This window comes from Streptomyces sp. NPDC002577 (genome assembly GCF_053594815.1).
The window spans coordinates 185832-199789 of sequence record NZ_JBSFWK010000005.1 but is presented as its reverse complement, the minus strand read 5'-3'; the positions used below and the strand labels follow the sequence as shown (position 1 = coordinate 199789).

The window sequence follows — 13958 nt, the reverse complement described above, 5'->3', positions numbered from 1 at the left end:
TCGTCGAGCCTCACGAGCGCATGTCGTCACGGTCGATTATCGCCGCTTCCGCCCTGGTCGAGTCGATCGCACGGAACCGCACCAAGGGACGGTCGCCCTGAGCCGTCGACGGCGGGGCGACGAAGGCGAAGGCCATGACGAGGTCACGCGGATCGACCGATCCGTCGGACAGGATCCGGGGTTCCGATTCCACCACGGGATAGAGCACCAGCGCACCCCGACGCGGACGGACGTTCTGCTCGACGGCCGTGTTTCCGGTCAGGTTCGGGGCCCCCGCCAGGCGCTGCGCCGCCGCGACGTGCTTGGGGTCTCGGATTGCGCCGAACACAGGCCCGCGGCGGCGCTTGCGGCGTGCGAGGGAGAAGGGGCCGTGCCCCAGGATGCGCGCCTCGTTCCGGCGGGCGGACGTCTGCATCGGAGCGATCACGAACCAGTCGTCGATCGTGCCCGGTTCCCGTCCGGCGTTCAGCAGGAACTCCAGGTGGGGCGAGAACTGCTCCGGGGCGGACCAGCGCAGGTCGCACAGCACCGTGAGCAGATCCTTGTGGGACACCGTGCCCACCCGCGCGTCGTACTGCGGGCTGCCGTCCACGCAGAGCGAGACGGGAGCATCCGACAGAGCTCCGAGGACCGGCGCCCAGCACCCCGTGTTGTGACGCAGGGCGTCGGGGTCCTCGGGGTAGGCCGTGGGCTCCTCCCAGACGCCCGGCGACCGCACCTCCACCAACTCCGCATTGAACATCTTGTTCCGAGCCGACGGCTTCACCCACGGCAGATGCTGGGCCACCAGTGGCGGGATCTGGGCGGGGGTGACCTGGGGCCGGCCGTCCACCAAGGGCGCGTAGCGGCCCAGTTCGGCGCGGAAGAGTTCCTCGTCGCGGCAGATCGCTTCGAAGGCCTCGTACAGGTCGACCGTCTTCGCGGCGCGGCCCTTGCCGAGCTGCTCCTCGCGGCCGATGTACAGCCGTACCAAGTCCCGGTAACCGGGCCGGAAGCCGAACCAGCGGCCCATCTGCATCAGGGTGTCGGCCTGCTGCGTCGTGCGGCGGTAATACGTGATCGTCAGCCCCTCGACCGTGAAGCCCCGGGACAGCTTGGTGCCACCGACGAGGATCTTCCAGACATTCGGAGTGCGGTCGAAGTCCAGGTCGGGCTGGGCGTAGTCGCGCTCGCTCTCACCGTTGACGACTATGACGGGGGAGCCGCCCTTGTTGATGAGGCGGCGGGCCTCATGGACGTACGGCTTGAGATCCGCGTACGTAGTGGGAGTGGGCAGGGAGTCGTCCGCGTGGGTGTGGAAGTCCCTCTCGAAGAGCGAGGCCAGGCGCGTGTGGCCCTCCGGGCCCGTATACGCGGCGTTGTGCCACATCGTGTTGATGCGCAGGGCGAGCGCGGCGTGTTCGGCCATGCGGACCGATTCGTGCACGAGCATCGTGTGGTGCCGGAACGGTCCGGAGGGTACGCCGTGATCGGCGCGGTAGAGCTTCAGAGCGCCCGTGAGGACGAAGGCGTCCAGGGCTTCCTGGAGACGGTCGTCCGTGGAGTCGTAGATGCCTCGGACATGCTTCCTCTCGGCCTCGCCCTCGCCGTCGTCGACGGTGTCCAGGTCATGGAAGTCCTGAACGCCCATGTAATCGGAGGGACGGGGGAGGGAGATCAGGAAGTCGCGCGGGAAGAGGTCCTCCTCGTCGCCCGGGTCGATGAACACGTTGGCAAAAGGAGTCGCGGTGTAGCCGACGTACTGGGCGCGAGGCAGGAGCTTGAGGAGCTTGCTGATCTGGCCGTTGATCGCCGTGCGGGTGACCGTGCCGGCCTCCCACTTCTTCGGGTCCGTCGTGTTCACCGAGGCCTGGTCCGACTCGTCGTCGATGATCAGGGCCGGTATCTCGCCGAGGATCGGGCCTATCTTCTTGAGGTCCTTGACCAGCTTCTCCAGCACCGACTTGTTCTTCTTCACGACCATGACGCGGGCGCGGGCCGCATGCAGGTTCGCGGGGTCGTACAGGGGCCGGGTGCGGTCAGGCTTCTCGAACTCCAGGGCGCTGATGCCGCGTTCCAGTGACATGTAATCACGGTCACGGGAGGTCAGACGTTCGATGTCGAAGGCGCCGAGCGTGGAGGGGCGGGCACCGAACGAGACGAACTTCGCGGGCCAGTCCTCGTCGTCCTGGTAGTCGATATCGACCAGGGCGTCCAGGTCGTTCGGGTCGGCGGCGCCCAGGATGTTCTCCTGACCGATCAACTCCATGTCGAGCCGACGCTGAGTCTGCGCACGAAGCAGGTTGAGCGTGCCGCCCAGGACGATGACGAGGCGGTAGCCCGCGTCAATGGCCTTGGCGGTGACGCCGGTGAAGTTCGCCGTCTTTCCGGACTGGACGTATCCGACCACCAGGCCACGGGCGCCGTACGGTTCCTCACGCGTGGGGTCGGACAGCCGCTCTACAACGCTGTGTGAGGCCTCATCGAGGCTGGATACGGCGGCATCGTTCCAGCCCTTCTGGCGCAGCATCTTCTCGTACGCCGTCCAGTAGAAAGAGCGGGCGTCAGCGCCCTCCCTGGTGTACCAGGGCTCGAACTCCCTGCTGATGACTACCGGACCGGGCTCCTTGAAGACAGGTACGACTGAGTCCAAGGCCTTGCGCAGGTCCGCTCCGAAGCCGAGACGGTTGTAGGCATCGGCACGACGGTCATCGGTGCGCGCAGGGGAACTGGACCAGCTGGGGTTCTCTGCGAAGTCCCAGGCCGTGAGTGTGCGGCGCCAAAGGGCGGTCAGCTCGTCGCTGGCCGTGGCAGACAGCAACCGGTCGCGGAAGTGACCGAGGTCGATGTCCGTAGGCTCGTGCTCTTCGGAGAGCACGAAAGCGAGCTTGGCGAAGTGCCTCGGGCCCCCTCGGTGCATGGCAGCCAGAACATCTACGTGAAGGTTGAGAAGGTGATCAGTCATCAGGGAATCTCCAGTCCCGCTCAGCCGGCGGCAGCGTCGTAACGGGCTATTTCGCAGCGGGCGGCTGAGACAAGAACGCTGTTCCACAGCGCCATCTCGTCGTCGCGCTGGGCGCTGGAACGTCCCATACGGAAGTTCTTCTCGAGCAGGAGGTAGAGCAGCCCTTTGAGTACGGGTGCGTCGTTCGAACCAGCGCGGCGGTCGCCGTTGAAGGCCTGCCGGTATTCCTTGTTGAGGCGTACGACGTGTTCGTCGCGGTCGATGCCGAAGAACACGTCGGTTGGCATGGACTCCCACCGGAAGGTGATCGGGTCCTCGCCCTCCAGCTGCGGCAGTTCGTCGCGCAGCGTGCGCTTCAGTTTCGGATCGACTCCCTTACCCGGTGGAACGACCTCGGGGCGCTTGACCTCCGTAGAGCGTCGGGCAGCCTCCCGGTAGGCGGTCTCGGCTTCCTGAAGGTACGCGGCAAAGGTGTGGCCGTCCGTGTCGGCCGCCTTCTCCAGGCCCCGGGCGAATGCCGGGGTGACGTTCACGCCGTCCTTCTTCACCGTAAGGCTGAAGACGCCGTTCGGCGCGGACGGCAGATCGACCGCGATCCGCGCCAAGTTGTGGTGCGCCTCGGCGCTGCGCGTGCCGTTCCAGCCGCCGGCCTGGACCAGGCGGTCGTGCCTGTAGATGTAGAAGCCCTGGCGGTCGGCGAGTGCGCCGATGCCGCGGTAGGCGACAAGCGGGGACTTGGGCGGCCATATGTGCGCAACCAGCGGAACTTCGCCGACACCTTCGACAGGCGCTGTGTACGTGCGCGGGTAGCCGGCCCGCCCCGGAACGCGGTAGCCGAACGGGTCGATGGGTTCGATACCGCGGTGGTCGAGCTCTTCGCGCGTATGGACGTCCTCCACGACGATGTCGATGTGGAAGTCGTCGCGGGACAGGAACCGGTGCAGGTAGAGCCCCAGGTGGGTCTCCAGCTTCTCGATCGCGTCGTTGAGGAAGCGGTCGGTCTGGCCTGCCGTGATGGTCTCGAAGGCGCGCACGCCGTCCCATCGGACGATCGTGCCGTGCCATTCGATGACGCCGTCGTAACGGTCCACCAAGTCCTGGCAGTAGCCGGCATCCACGATGTCGCAGCTGAAGTCGGCCTGTGCCGCCTCCGTGCGCCAGCGGCGGCCCGCTGACGGGCTGCGCTTCGTACGGCTGATCACGGTCAGCGAGTCACTGTGCGAGAGAGATGCGGCCTTCAGTCCTGCGCCGAAGTGGCCGAGTGCGGAGTCCGCGTACTCCTTCTGACCACCGACCGTCATGGCGACGTCCAGTGCAGCCTCGTCCATGCCGGAGCCGTCGTCGATCACGAGAAGACTGACCAGGCGATCGTCGTCGCGCAGGAAGCTCACTACCACCTTGTGGGCACCCGCATCGATGGAGTTGTCCACAAGGTCTGCGATGGCTGCTTCAAAGCCGTAACCCTGATGAGACAGCGATTCGACGTAGCGTGCGGCAGGCGGAAGCCTCTTGCTGCCACTGGTAGGGACGTCGTACTGCCAGTCTGCTGAGGGCGCGTAAGGCGACATGAGCTGCTGCTGCTCCTGGGCACACAGGACGGGGCCTGCGTGGGGGAGGAGGACGCCCGTCAGTTCCTGCTGGAGATTTGAAGATACTGCAAAGGTCAGACAAACAACCCTGCGATTTTCGAAAAGCTGCAGCTCAATCGCGTACTCGGCGGCGACAATGTGGCCAATACAACTTCAATCAGACAGCGTGAGGTCTGGTGGCGGGGGCGGTTTCGGGTCGCTCACCCGTCAGTCGCGGGCATCCCGTGACACTCCCCATAAACCCGCCCAGACCCGCACCAACACCCCTCATCCCGCCGCGGCGGCCAAGCCACCGCCCGCCCGCGGGCCGCCAGCGTCGTCGCGTACTGCGGGAGCAGCGACGCGTCCGACGGCGACGATGCCTCCGAGGCTGCGAAGGCCTCGTACGACGGGACCGTCGCCGTGACGATGCCGAGGTTCGGGGTGCCGGAGGCGGCGAGTTCGCGGAGGGAGGCTTCCACCGTGGAGAGGTGCTGCTCGTGCGAGGGGTACTCCGGGGACAGGTCCGGGTACGCCGTGAGGAGTTCGGTGAGCTCGGGGGCCGGCCAGTGGAGTACCGCGACCGGGAAGGGGCGTGAGAGGGCCTCTCGGTAGGAGCCCAGTTCCGCTTGCAGGCGGGAGATCTCCGCGCGCAGCTCCGCGGGGTCGTCCGAGCCCAGGGACCATACGCGCTTGGGGTCGTGGAGTTCGTCCAGGGGCACCGGGGCGGGCGCGGGGGAGGACGTGCGCGCCGCGTGCAGCTCGTCGGCCAGCGTGTCCCACTCGTCGTGCGGGGCGCCGAGCATGCGGCGGACCCGGTGGCGGCCGAACAGGACCGGGTGCACGGCCTGCGGTGGCTTCGGGTCGCCGGCCAGCAGCAGGGCGACCGCCTGAGTGAACGTTTCCTGGGCCGCCTCGAGTTCGTCGTGCGATTCGAGTGCCTCGGCGACGATCACCCACGGTGCGGCGTCCTTCGGTGCCGCGGCCCGTACGCCGTCGATGATCGCGCGGGCCTCCGCCTCATGGCCGTACTCCCAGAGGTTGGCGGCCTTGAGGGCCTTCACCAGCTGGGGGTTCTCCAGAGTCGCGGGCGACGACGGCGAGAGCAGGCGGTCGTAGAGCGTCGTCGCGCGTTCTCGGTCCTCGGCCAGCTCGAGGTGGGCCGCGGCCTGCAGCAGCAGGTGCTCCGCGTCCTCGGGGTAGAGCCCGGCCGTGCGCACCATGCGCTCGGCTTCGGCGATGTGGTCGACATGTTCGGCAGGCGTGTCGGGGCGCATGGGGGACACCGTACTGCGGTCAGGTGGCTGTGAAGAGGCATGTGCGCGTCAGTGTGGCGGCGGTGCGTGATCTTAGGGCTGTGTCATGCGTGGTCTTCGGGCTGCGCCATGCGTGGTCTTTGCGCTGCCCCGGACCTTTCCCGGACATTCCTTGAACCTTGCCCGGCCCTTCGCGGCCCTGGTCACTTGAAGGCGCAGCCCCTATGGTGCGGGCCGGCCGGTGTGGGCCGGTGTGGGCCGGTGCGGGCCGGCGGAGGGAGAGGCCGTGCGGGTGTGGTGGCGGGCGCGGGTTCCGGTGGTCGTGCAGGGGCAGCTCCGTCGGCGCCCGGCGGCCGTCCGGGTGCTCTGGACGGGGGCCGAGGTCGCCGTCACCGTCGGACTCGTCCTGCTTCTCCTCGTCGTACACCAGCTGTGGTGGACGAACCGGCAGGCGCAGCAGGCCGCCGGCCGGACGGTGCAGGCCCTGGAGCGGGAGTGGGGGAGCGGCGGTACGCCGGGCGGTCAGGACGGGGGCGGGGACTCCGCGGACGGCGACGGTGGGGAGCCGGGTGCGGATGACGACGGGGCCTCGGCCGACGCCGCGGGCCAGACCTCCGGTACCAGTACCCGCACGCAGCGCGCGACCGCGCCCCGCTGGGACCAGGCCTACGCCGTCCTCACCATTCCCCGCCTCGGCCTCCGCGTCCCCGTGGCCGAGGGAGTCAGCAAGACGGGCGTCCTCAACAAGGGGTACGTGGGGCACTACCCCGGCACCGCCCAGCCCGGCCGCGCCGGGAACTTCGCCCTCGCCGGGCACCGCAACACGCACGGCGAACCGTTCCGCTACATCAACCGCCTCCGGCGCGGGGACGAAGTGCGCGTCGAGACGAAGACGGCCGTCTATACGTATGTCGTGGACAAGACCCTGCCGCAGACCTCGGCGCGCGATGCGGGTGTGATCGCGAGCGTGCCGCGCAGCCAGGTGCGGAGCGGATACGGGTACCACGAGCCCGGCTACTACGTGACGCTGACCACGTGCACGCCCGAGTACACCTCCAGGTACCGGCTCGTGGTGTGGGGCAAGCTGCAGTCCATGCGGCCGCGCTGACCGTGCGGCCGCGCTGAGCCGGCCGGATCCGATCCTGTACTCGCCTGTACTCCCCTGTACTCGGGAATCCCGTACTTGGGGCGGATCCTGAATTCCGGGCGTTCCTGTATAACGGCGGGGAGGTGTGTGAATGCCTGTGCACTGCACACGTGTGTACGGCGCAGGTGAGTGGGAGAGGAGGTCGTACCGCACATGATCGGAACCTGGTCGCCGCTGCGTCCGGCCGTTCTGCTGCTCTTCCTCCTGGTCGAGACGGTGCTGGCCGACACCGGCAGCCTCACGGCCGCCGTCGCCCTCGCCGCCACCGCCGCGGCCGGCTCCGCCTTCGCCGCGTGCTCCCTCATCGCCTCGCGCTGCGCGCCCGCCGTGCCGACCACCCGGGTACGCACGGCCATCCGCGACCGTGAGCACCGCACCGCCTTTCTGCCGCAGCGGGACCCCGACGCGTCGGGACGCCCTCGGCCCAGGGCACCGGGCCGTTCCCTTCTGACGGCCGCATAAGGGACCCGCACCCGCGCACGTTGCGGGGAGCGCCTTTGCGCGCTGCGGGGCGCGCCTAGGCGCGCCTTCGCATCGCGCGGTCGTCATGCCGACCTCTCATCTTTCCGGCCGTACGGGAAATCTCCCGCCGTACCGGCCGTTTCCGGCACGATGAGACCCTCGGAGGGGCTCCCGCATGTCCGTTTTCTCAGTTTTTGCCGATCTCGTCGAGCATTTCGCCGACCTGCTCCAGCCGCTGTTCCACGCCTCGGCGGCCGCCGCCGCGATCGTTCTGTTCACGGCGTTCGTACGACTCCTCGTTCATCCCCTGTCGCGGGCCGCGGCACGCGGGCAGCGGGCGCGCGCCGAGCTCCAGCCCCGGATCGCCGAACTGCGCAAGAAGCACGGGAAGGACGCCGAGAAACTGCAGAAGGCGATCATCGAGCTGCACAAGGAGGAGAAGGTGTCGCCGCTCTCCGGCTGCCTGCCCAGCCTGTGCCAGGTGCCCGCCTTCTTCCTGCTCTACCACCTGTTCTCCAACAGGACGATCGGCGGCGAACCGAACGCGCTGCTCGGCCACGCGCTCCTCGGCGCACCACTCGGGGACCGGTGGGCGGACGCGCTCGCGGACGGCGGGATGTTCGGCACGCGGGGTCTGGTGTACGTCGGGCTCTTCGTGGTCGTCGCGGCGGTGGCCACGTTCAACTTCCGGCGTTACCGGCAGCAGATGGCGGCCATGCCGATGCCGGTGCTGACCGCCGGGGGCGACGGACAGCAGGCGGGCTCGCAGCAGCAGGTCCCGGGCATGGGTGCGGTGACCAAGGTCATGCCGCTGATGTCGTTCCTGACCCTGTTCACCGTGGCGGTGGTGCCGCTGGCGGCCGCGTTGTACGTCGTGACGAGCACCACCTGGACCGCGGTCGAGCGAGCCGTTCTCTACCGGGGCATGCCCGGGGCCGCGGGCGCAGTCGGAGCGCCGTCCGCTTCCGGGGCGGCACTGCGGTCCAGTACGTGAACCGGGTATTGCGGACTGCACGCGGAGATTGGAGGATCAACCAGTCCTCCGATGGCTGCGTGTGGCGCACCTCGGCTGGGCTGGCTGCAACCAAGGGAGATGGACAAGCATGAAGCTGCTGCGTGTCGGTACGGCAGGGGCGGAGCGCCCTGCTCTGCTCGATGCCGACGGGACCCTGCGCGACCTGTCGGGGATCGTCGAGGACATCGACGGTGAGCTGCTGGCCGACGGGGCAGCGCTCGGCCGTGTCCGGGCCGCGGCCGAGTCCGGTGAGCTGCCCGCGCTCGACGCCGCCGGGCTGAGGGTCGGGCCGCCGCTCGCCCGTATCGGCAAGATCGTGTGCATCGGGCTGAACTACCACGACCACGCGACCGAGACCGGTGCCGAGCCGCCCGCCGAGCCGGTCGTCTTCTTCAAGGCTCCCGACACGGTCGTCGGGCCGTACGACACCGTGCTGGTGCCGCGCGGTTCGGTGAAGACCGACTGGGAGGTCGAACTGGCGGTCGTCATCGGGCGTACCGCCCGCTATCTGGAGTCGGAGGAGGAGGCGCTCGCGCACGTCGCGGGGTACGCGGTGGCGCACGACGTGTCCGAGCGCGAGTTCCAGATCGAGCGCGGCGGCACCTGGGACAAGGGCAAGAACTGCGAGACGTTCAATCCGCTGGGGCCCTGGCTGGTGACGGCCGACGAGGTGGCGGATCCGCAGGCGCTCGGGCTCCGGCTCTGGGTCAACGGGGAGCTGCGGCAGGACGGGAACACGTCCGACCAGATCTTCTCGGTCGGTGAGGTCGTCCGGTACGTCAGTCAGTTCATGACGCTGTACCCGGGTGACGTCATCAACACGGGTACGCCGGCGGGGGTTGCGCTCGGGATGCCCGAGCCCAAGCCGTTCCTTCGGGCGGGGGATGTGGTGGAGCTGGAGATCGAGGGGTTGGGGCGGCAGCGGCAGGAGTTCAAGAACGCGTAGCGCCTCCGGCGGGGTGCAGGTGTGTGACGGGCCTGGCCACTGGGGTTTCCCCCGGTAGCCGGGCCCCGTCACGTGAGGTGTGGGCCGCCGTCGTGGGCTGTGCCCACCCTCCCCCAGCTAACGCTGGGAGGTGCCCCCAGCCCTGCGGAACGATTGCCCACAGGGGTAGCGGCGTGCTTGCCCACAGCGGCGGAGCGCCGGTGTGCCTGCCCGTAGCCGGGTTACGCCTTGAAGCGTTCCAGGGCCTCTACCACCAGTGCGTGGTCCTCGATTTGAGGGAGGCCTGAGACCGCCACCGTGCCGATGACGCCTGCGCCCTCGACCGTGATGGGGAAGGCGCCGCCGTGGGCCGCGTATACGTCGGGGTCCAGGCGGGAGGCGGCCTCGAATGTGGTGCCCTTGGCGCGGAAGCGGGAGCCGACCAGGTAGGACGAGCAGCCGTAGCGCTCCACGACGCGGCGTTTGCGGTCGATCCAGGCGTCGTTGTCGGGGGTCGAGCCCGGCAGCGCGGCGTGGAAGAGCTGCTGGCCGCCGCGGCGGATGTCGATCGCGACCGGCGCGTTCCGCGAGCGGGCCAGCTCCACCAGCAGCGCCCCGAGGGCCCATGCGTCGTCGTACGTGAACTGCTTCAGGACCAGGCGGCGCTCCTGCTCCTCCAGCTCGGCGATGTCCGGGGCGCCGGTGCTCGCGGTACTCACAGGGCCACCGCCACACCGTCGCGGGCCGAGCGGCGGGCCGCCTCCAGGACGTCGAGGGCCGCGGCGGCCTCGTGCGCGGTGACCGGGTTGGGGCCCTCGCCGCGCAGGGCGGCGGCTACCGCCGCGTAGTACGCCGGGTAGTCGCCGGGCAGTGTCGGCTCGGGGCGGCCGCCGCCGGTCAGCGGGGACTCGCCGGCCCCCACCGTGCCCCACAGCGACTGCGGTTCCACGCCCCACTCGGCCTCCGTGGCGGGGCGCTTGCCCTCGCGCAGGGCGGCCTCCTGGGGGTCGAGCCCGTACTTGACGTAGCCGGCCGACGAGCCGAGGACCCGGAAGCGCGGGCCGAGCTGGGCCGTTGTCGCGGACACGTACAGATGCGAGCGCACGCCGTTCACGTGCGTGACCGCGATGAACGTGTCGTCGTCGGTCTCCGCGCCCGGCCGCCGCACGTCCGCCTCGGCGTACACCTGCACCGCGGGGCCGAAGAGCACCAGGGCCTGGTCGACGACGTGGCTGCCCAGGTCGTACAGCAGACCTCCGATCTCTTCGGGGTCACCGGACTCGCGCCAGCCGCCCTTGGGCTGTGGCCGCCACCGTTCGAAGCGCGACTCGAAGCGCCAGACGTCGCCCAGCTCGCCCTCGGCCATGAGCTTCTGGACCGTACGGAAGTCGTTGTCCCAGCGGCGGTTCTGGAAGACGGACAGCAGCAGACCGCGGTCCTCGGCGAGCTTGGCGAGCTCGCGCGCCTCGGCCGCCGTACCGGCGACCGGCTTGTCCACGACGACGGGCAGCCCCGCCTCGAGTGCGGCAGTCGCGAGCGGTACGTGCGTCTTGTTCGGCGACGCGATCACGATCAGGTCGAGCTCGCCGGCGCGGGACCACAGCTCGTCCGCCGTGGCCGCAAGGCGCACCTCGGGGAAGGCGGCGGCGGCCTGCTTCTGCCGGTCGGGGTTGGAGGTGACGACCGTGTCGAGGACGAGGCCGTCGGTGGCGGCGATCAGCGGGGCGTGGAAGACGGAGCCCGCGAGGCCGTAGCCGATGAGGCCGACGCGCAGCGGGGAGGTGGTGCCATTCATGCCCTCCACTAAAGCAAAGGGGGGCGGGGTGGCGCCGTCCGGGCCGTGGCCGTCACCCTGGGTGGCGGCTTCGTGGCGGCCTGGTGGCGGCCGCCCCGGGCATGGCGGCGGCCATCCCGGACATATCGGATTCCTCCGATTTCCGGCTGATCGGGCGGACTTTGGCGGCCGATCGGCCCTGGCGGCCGGTGTCGGTGCACGGGTCGCGGTCGAATGGCGGTACCAGCCGTTGCTCGTCCCGCGATCAGCAAAGGCCTTCCATGCGACTGTGCCGGTCCTCCCTCGCGTCAGGCGGCAGTGCCGTCACCGCTGCCCTCGCTGCCACGGCGGTCATGTTCACGCCCGCCATCACCCTCACGCTCACCTCCGCCGCGCCCGCGGCCGCCGCCGCGGCTGCCACCAACGAAAGCTCCGCCACCAACGACGGCTCCGTCACCAACGACAGCTCCGCCGCCCTGCAGCCCACCTGCGCCGGCGCGAACGGCGGCGACTTCCCGATCGACACCCGTATCCACGGCGGTCCCGGCACCTACGAGGCCGGCGGTGGCCGGCAGGAATGGCTGATCGACCTCACGAACACCACCGGCGAGGCGTGCGGCAACATCCATCCCGTCGTCGTCCTCGTCGACGACCGGCGATCGCTGCAGCCCCGGCAGGTGCGGCTGGAGTTCGAGGACAGTACGCGCATGCGGGCCGTCACCTTCGAGCACACCGACGAGGACGAGAACGTCGGCGTCTTCGGCGACGACTTCGGCGGATTCACCGTCGCGCCGGGCGCGACCGTCACCGTCAAGGTCCGGCTGTCCTTCACCGGCGACGCCCAGCCAGGCCACGTCGTCGCCAATGCCGCGATCGTCCAGCGCCGCGGCGACGACGGCGACTGGGTGGGCGAGTCCAACAACTATGCGTTCACCGTCGAGCCGATCGCCGCCACGCCCAGCCCGAGCACCAGCCCGGTCCCCAGCACCGAGCCTGAGCCCAGCCCCGGCACGGCCACCCCGGACAGCTCGCCGTCCGCCCGTGAGCCGAAGGGCAAGGAGGCCGACGACGAGCTGGCCGGAACGGGACGGCGCCGGCGCGCCCTCACGGGGATCGCCGTCACCGCGGGCGCCCTTCTCCTCGGCGGCGCCACCCTCGTGCTCGCCGTCCGCCGTGTCCGGCTGCGCAGGCGCTGAACAGGCCGGGACGTCTGCTGGCTACTCTGTGCGAGTCGGACAGAGCCGACACCGCAGTCAGTACTCGTCGGCACACCGCAGCACCGCGTACCGCGCACGGCAGGAGACGGCATGGCAGAGCGCAAGCCCATCGATTCGTGGCTCACCGACATGGACGGTGTGCTCATACACGAGGGTGTGCCGATTCCCGGCGCCGACGCTTTCATCAAGAAGCTCAGGGAAACCGGCAGACCCTTCCTCGTTCTCACCAACAACTCGATGTACACCCCGCGTGACCTGCACGCACGCCTGGACCGCATGGGCCTGGACGTGCCGGTCGAGAACATCTGGACGTCCGCGCTCGCCACCGCCAAGTTCCTGGACGACCAGCGGCCGGGCGGCACCGCGTACGTCATCGGAGAGGCCGGCCTGACGACCGCGCTGCACGACATCGGATACGTCCTGACGGACCACGAGCCGGACTACGTGGTGCTGGGCGAGACCCGGACGTACTCCTTCGAGGCCATGACCAAGGCGGTCCGGCTGATCAACGCGGGCGCCCGCTTCATCTGCACCAACCCCGACGAGACCGGTCCGTCGACCGAGGGGCCGCTGCCGGCCACCGGCGCGGTCGCTGCGCTGATCACGAAGGCGACCGGCAAGGAGCCGTACTTCGCGGGCAAGCCGAACCCGCTGATGATGCGGACCGGGCTCAACGCGATCGGGGCGCACTCGGAGAGCAGCGCGATGATCGGCGACCGCATGGACACCGATGTGCTGGCCGGCCTGGAGGCGGGGATGGAGACCTTCCTCGTCCTGACCGGTCTGACGACGTCCGAACAGATCGAGAGGTACCCGTTCCGGCCGTCCTCGGTCGTGAACTCGATCGCGGATCTCGTCGACCGCATCTGAGCGCAGCCGAGTCCTTCACACGGCGACGTCCTTCACACGGGCGTCCTGCACACGGCGGCGTCGTTCACACGACCACGCTACGTAACCCCTCGTTCGGCGCAGTCGCGCGCCCGCTGCGGATGCGCTGCGGGCGCGCACGGAGGACCCTCCTGTTACAGGAGGTTCACCATGGGCTCACTGCGACTCACTCTCTGTGCCGGGGCGGTGGTCGCTACCGCCGCGACGCCGATAGCCGCCTGGGCGGCACACCCGGCACACGCAGACGACACGGCCGCCGGTGTCTCCGTAACCCCGTCGGGCCCCGCGCCCGGCAGTGACGTCGAGCTGCAGGCGCGGGGCTGCGCGGGCAGGACGGCCGTCGCGCGGTCGTCCGTGTTCGTCGCCGACGCCGAGCTCACCGTGCGGGAAGGCGCCGCCAGCGGCGCCGGCACCCTGCTCTACGGCGAGACCACGATCAGGTCGACGGTGACCGCGGGAACGTACGAGATCAAGATCGCCTGCGACGGGCAGGAGGACAAGACCAAGGGGTCGGTCACGGTGGCGAAGGGCTCGGCGGCGACGACGACCGCGAGCGTTCCGCCGTCGCCGACCGCACCGGTCCACGCCGGTGGCGGCGGTGCCGCGGCGCAGCTCGCGGCCTCGCACCCACTCGCGGCCTCCCACAGGGACGTCGAGAAGGCCGGGCCCGGCAAGGTACAGGCGGTGGTCGGCCTGGTGCTCGCCGCCGTCGCGGCGGTCGTCGTGGCGTTCCGAAGCGTCCGGCGCCGTCGCTCGGAGTAG

At 69.7% G+C, this 13958-nt stretch carries 12 protein-coding genes; 7 read left to right on the top strand and 5 right to left on the bottom strand.

Features of this window, described 5'->3' with window-relative positions; translation table 11 throughout:
- Nucleotides 1-10: 10 nt before the first annotated feature.
- From ACWD4J_RS10150 to ACWD4J_RS10140, 3 genes are all read right to left on the bottom strand, one after another.
- Nucleotides 11-2944, bottom strand: a complete 2934-nt coding sequence (locus ACWD4J_RS10150; protein WP_451394866.1) for a Z1 domain-containing protein — start codon at nucleotides 2942-2944, stop codon at nucleotides 11-13.
- Nucleotides 2945-2964: 20 nt separating this feature from the next.
- Nucleotides 2965-4512, bottom strand: a complete 1548-nt coding sequence (locus ACWD4J_RS10145) for an ATP-binding protein (RefSeq protein WP_451394865.1) — start codon at nucleotides 4510-4512, stop codon at nucleotides 2965-2967.
- 221 nt (nucleotides 4513-4733) lie between these two features.
- Nucleotides 4734-5789 (bottom strand): SEC-C metal-binding domain-containing protein, encoded by a 1056-nt coding sequence (locus ACWD4J_RS10140; RefSeq protein ID WP_451394864.1) that lies wholly within the window; start codon nucleotides 5787-5789, stop codon nucleotides 4734-4736.
- Between the two features lie 271 nt (nucleotides 5790-6060).
- Between ACWD4J_RS10140 and ACWD4J_RS10135 the strand changes: the two genes are divergently transcribed.
- From ACWD4J_RS10135 to ACWD4J_RS10120, 4 genes are all read left to right on the top strand, one after another.
- On the top strand, nucleotides 6061-6876 hold the full coding sequence (locus ACWD4J_RS10135) for a class E sortase (RefSeq protein WP_451394979.1): 816 nt from the start codon (nucleotides 6061-6063) through the stop codon (nucleotides 6874-6876).
- Between the two features lie 192 nt (nucleotides 6877-7068).
- The gene (locus tag ACWD4J_RS10130) at nucleotides 7069-7377 is read left to right on the top strand and encodes a DUF6412 domain-containing protein (RefSeq protein ID WP_451394863.1); all 309 of its coding nucleotides are present in this window, start codon (nucleotides 7069-7071) and stop codon (nucleotides 7375-7377) included.
- Nucleotides 7378-7552: 175 nt separating this feature from the next.
- A complete protein-coding gene (locus ACWD4J_RS10125; RefSeq protein WP_451394862.1) occupies nucleotides 7553-8371 on the top strand; it encodes a YidC/Oxa1 family membrane protein insertase in 819 nt (272 codons plus the stop codon).
- Between the two features lie 109 nt (nucleotides 8372-8480).
- The gene (locus ACWD4J_RS10120; protein WP_451394861.1) at nucleotides 8481-9338 is read left to right on the top strand and encodes a fumarylacetoacetate hydrolase family protein; all 858 of its coding nucleotides are present in this window, start codon (nucleotides 8481-8483) and stop codon (nucleotides 9336-9338) included.
- Between the two features lie 221 nt (nucleotides 9339-9559).
- Here ACWD4J_RS10120 and ACWD4J_RS10115 read toward each other — a convergent pair whose 3' ends face one another.
- Both ACWD4J_RS10115 and ACWD4J_RS10110 read right to left on the bottom strand, forming a co-directional pair.
- Entirely contained in the window at nucleotides 9560-10036 is a 477-nt protein-coding gene (locus ACWD4J_RS10115) for a heme-degrading domain-containing protein (protein ID WP_451394860.1), read from the bottom strand.
- The gene (locus ACWD4J_RS10110) at nucleotides 10033-11112 is read right to left on the bottom strand and encodes a Gfo/Idh/MocA family oxidoreductase (protein WP_451394859.1); all 1080 of its coding nucleotides are present in this window, start codon (nucleotides 11110-11112) and stop codon (nucleotides 10033-10035) included. Before ACWD4J_RS10110 ends, ACWD4J_RS10115 begins: the two co-directional genes overlap by 4 nt.
- Before the next feature lie 332 nt (nucleotides 11113-11444).
- Here ACWD4J_RS10110 and ACWD4J_RS10105 point away from each other — a divergent pair, with 332 nt between their 5' ends.
- The 3 genes from ACWD4J_RS10105 to ACWD4J_RS10095 all read left to right on the top strand — a co-directional run bounded on the left by ACWD4J_RS10105 (nucleotide 11445) and on the right by ACWD4J_RS10095 (nucleotide 13958).
- The gene (locus ACWD4J_RS10105; RefSeq protein WP_451394858.1) at nucleotides 11445-12287 is read left to right on the top strand and encodes a hypothetical protein; all 843 of its coding nucleotides are present in this window, start codon (nucleotides 11445-11447) and stop codon (nucleotides 12285-12287) included.
- 111 nt (nucleotides 12288-12398) lie between these two features.
- Complete coding sequence (locus tag ACWD4J_RS10100; RefSeq protein WP_451394857.1) at nucleotides 12399-13178, top strand: HAD-IIA family hydrolase; 780 nt, start codon at nucleotides 12399-12401, stop codon at nucleotides 13176-13178.
- 168 nt (nucleotides 13179-13346) lie between these two features.
- Complete coding sequence (locus ACWD4J_RS10095; RefSeq protein WP_451394856.1) at nucleotides 13347-13958, top strand: hypothetical protein; 612 nt, start codon at nucleotides 13347-13349, stop codon at nucleotides 13956-13958.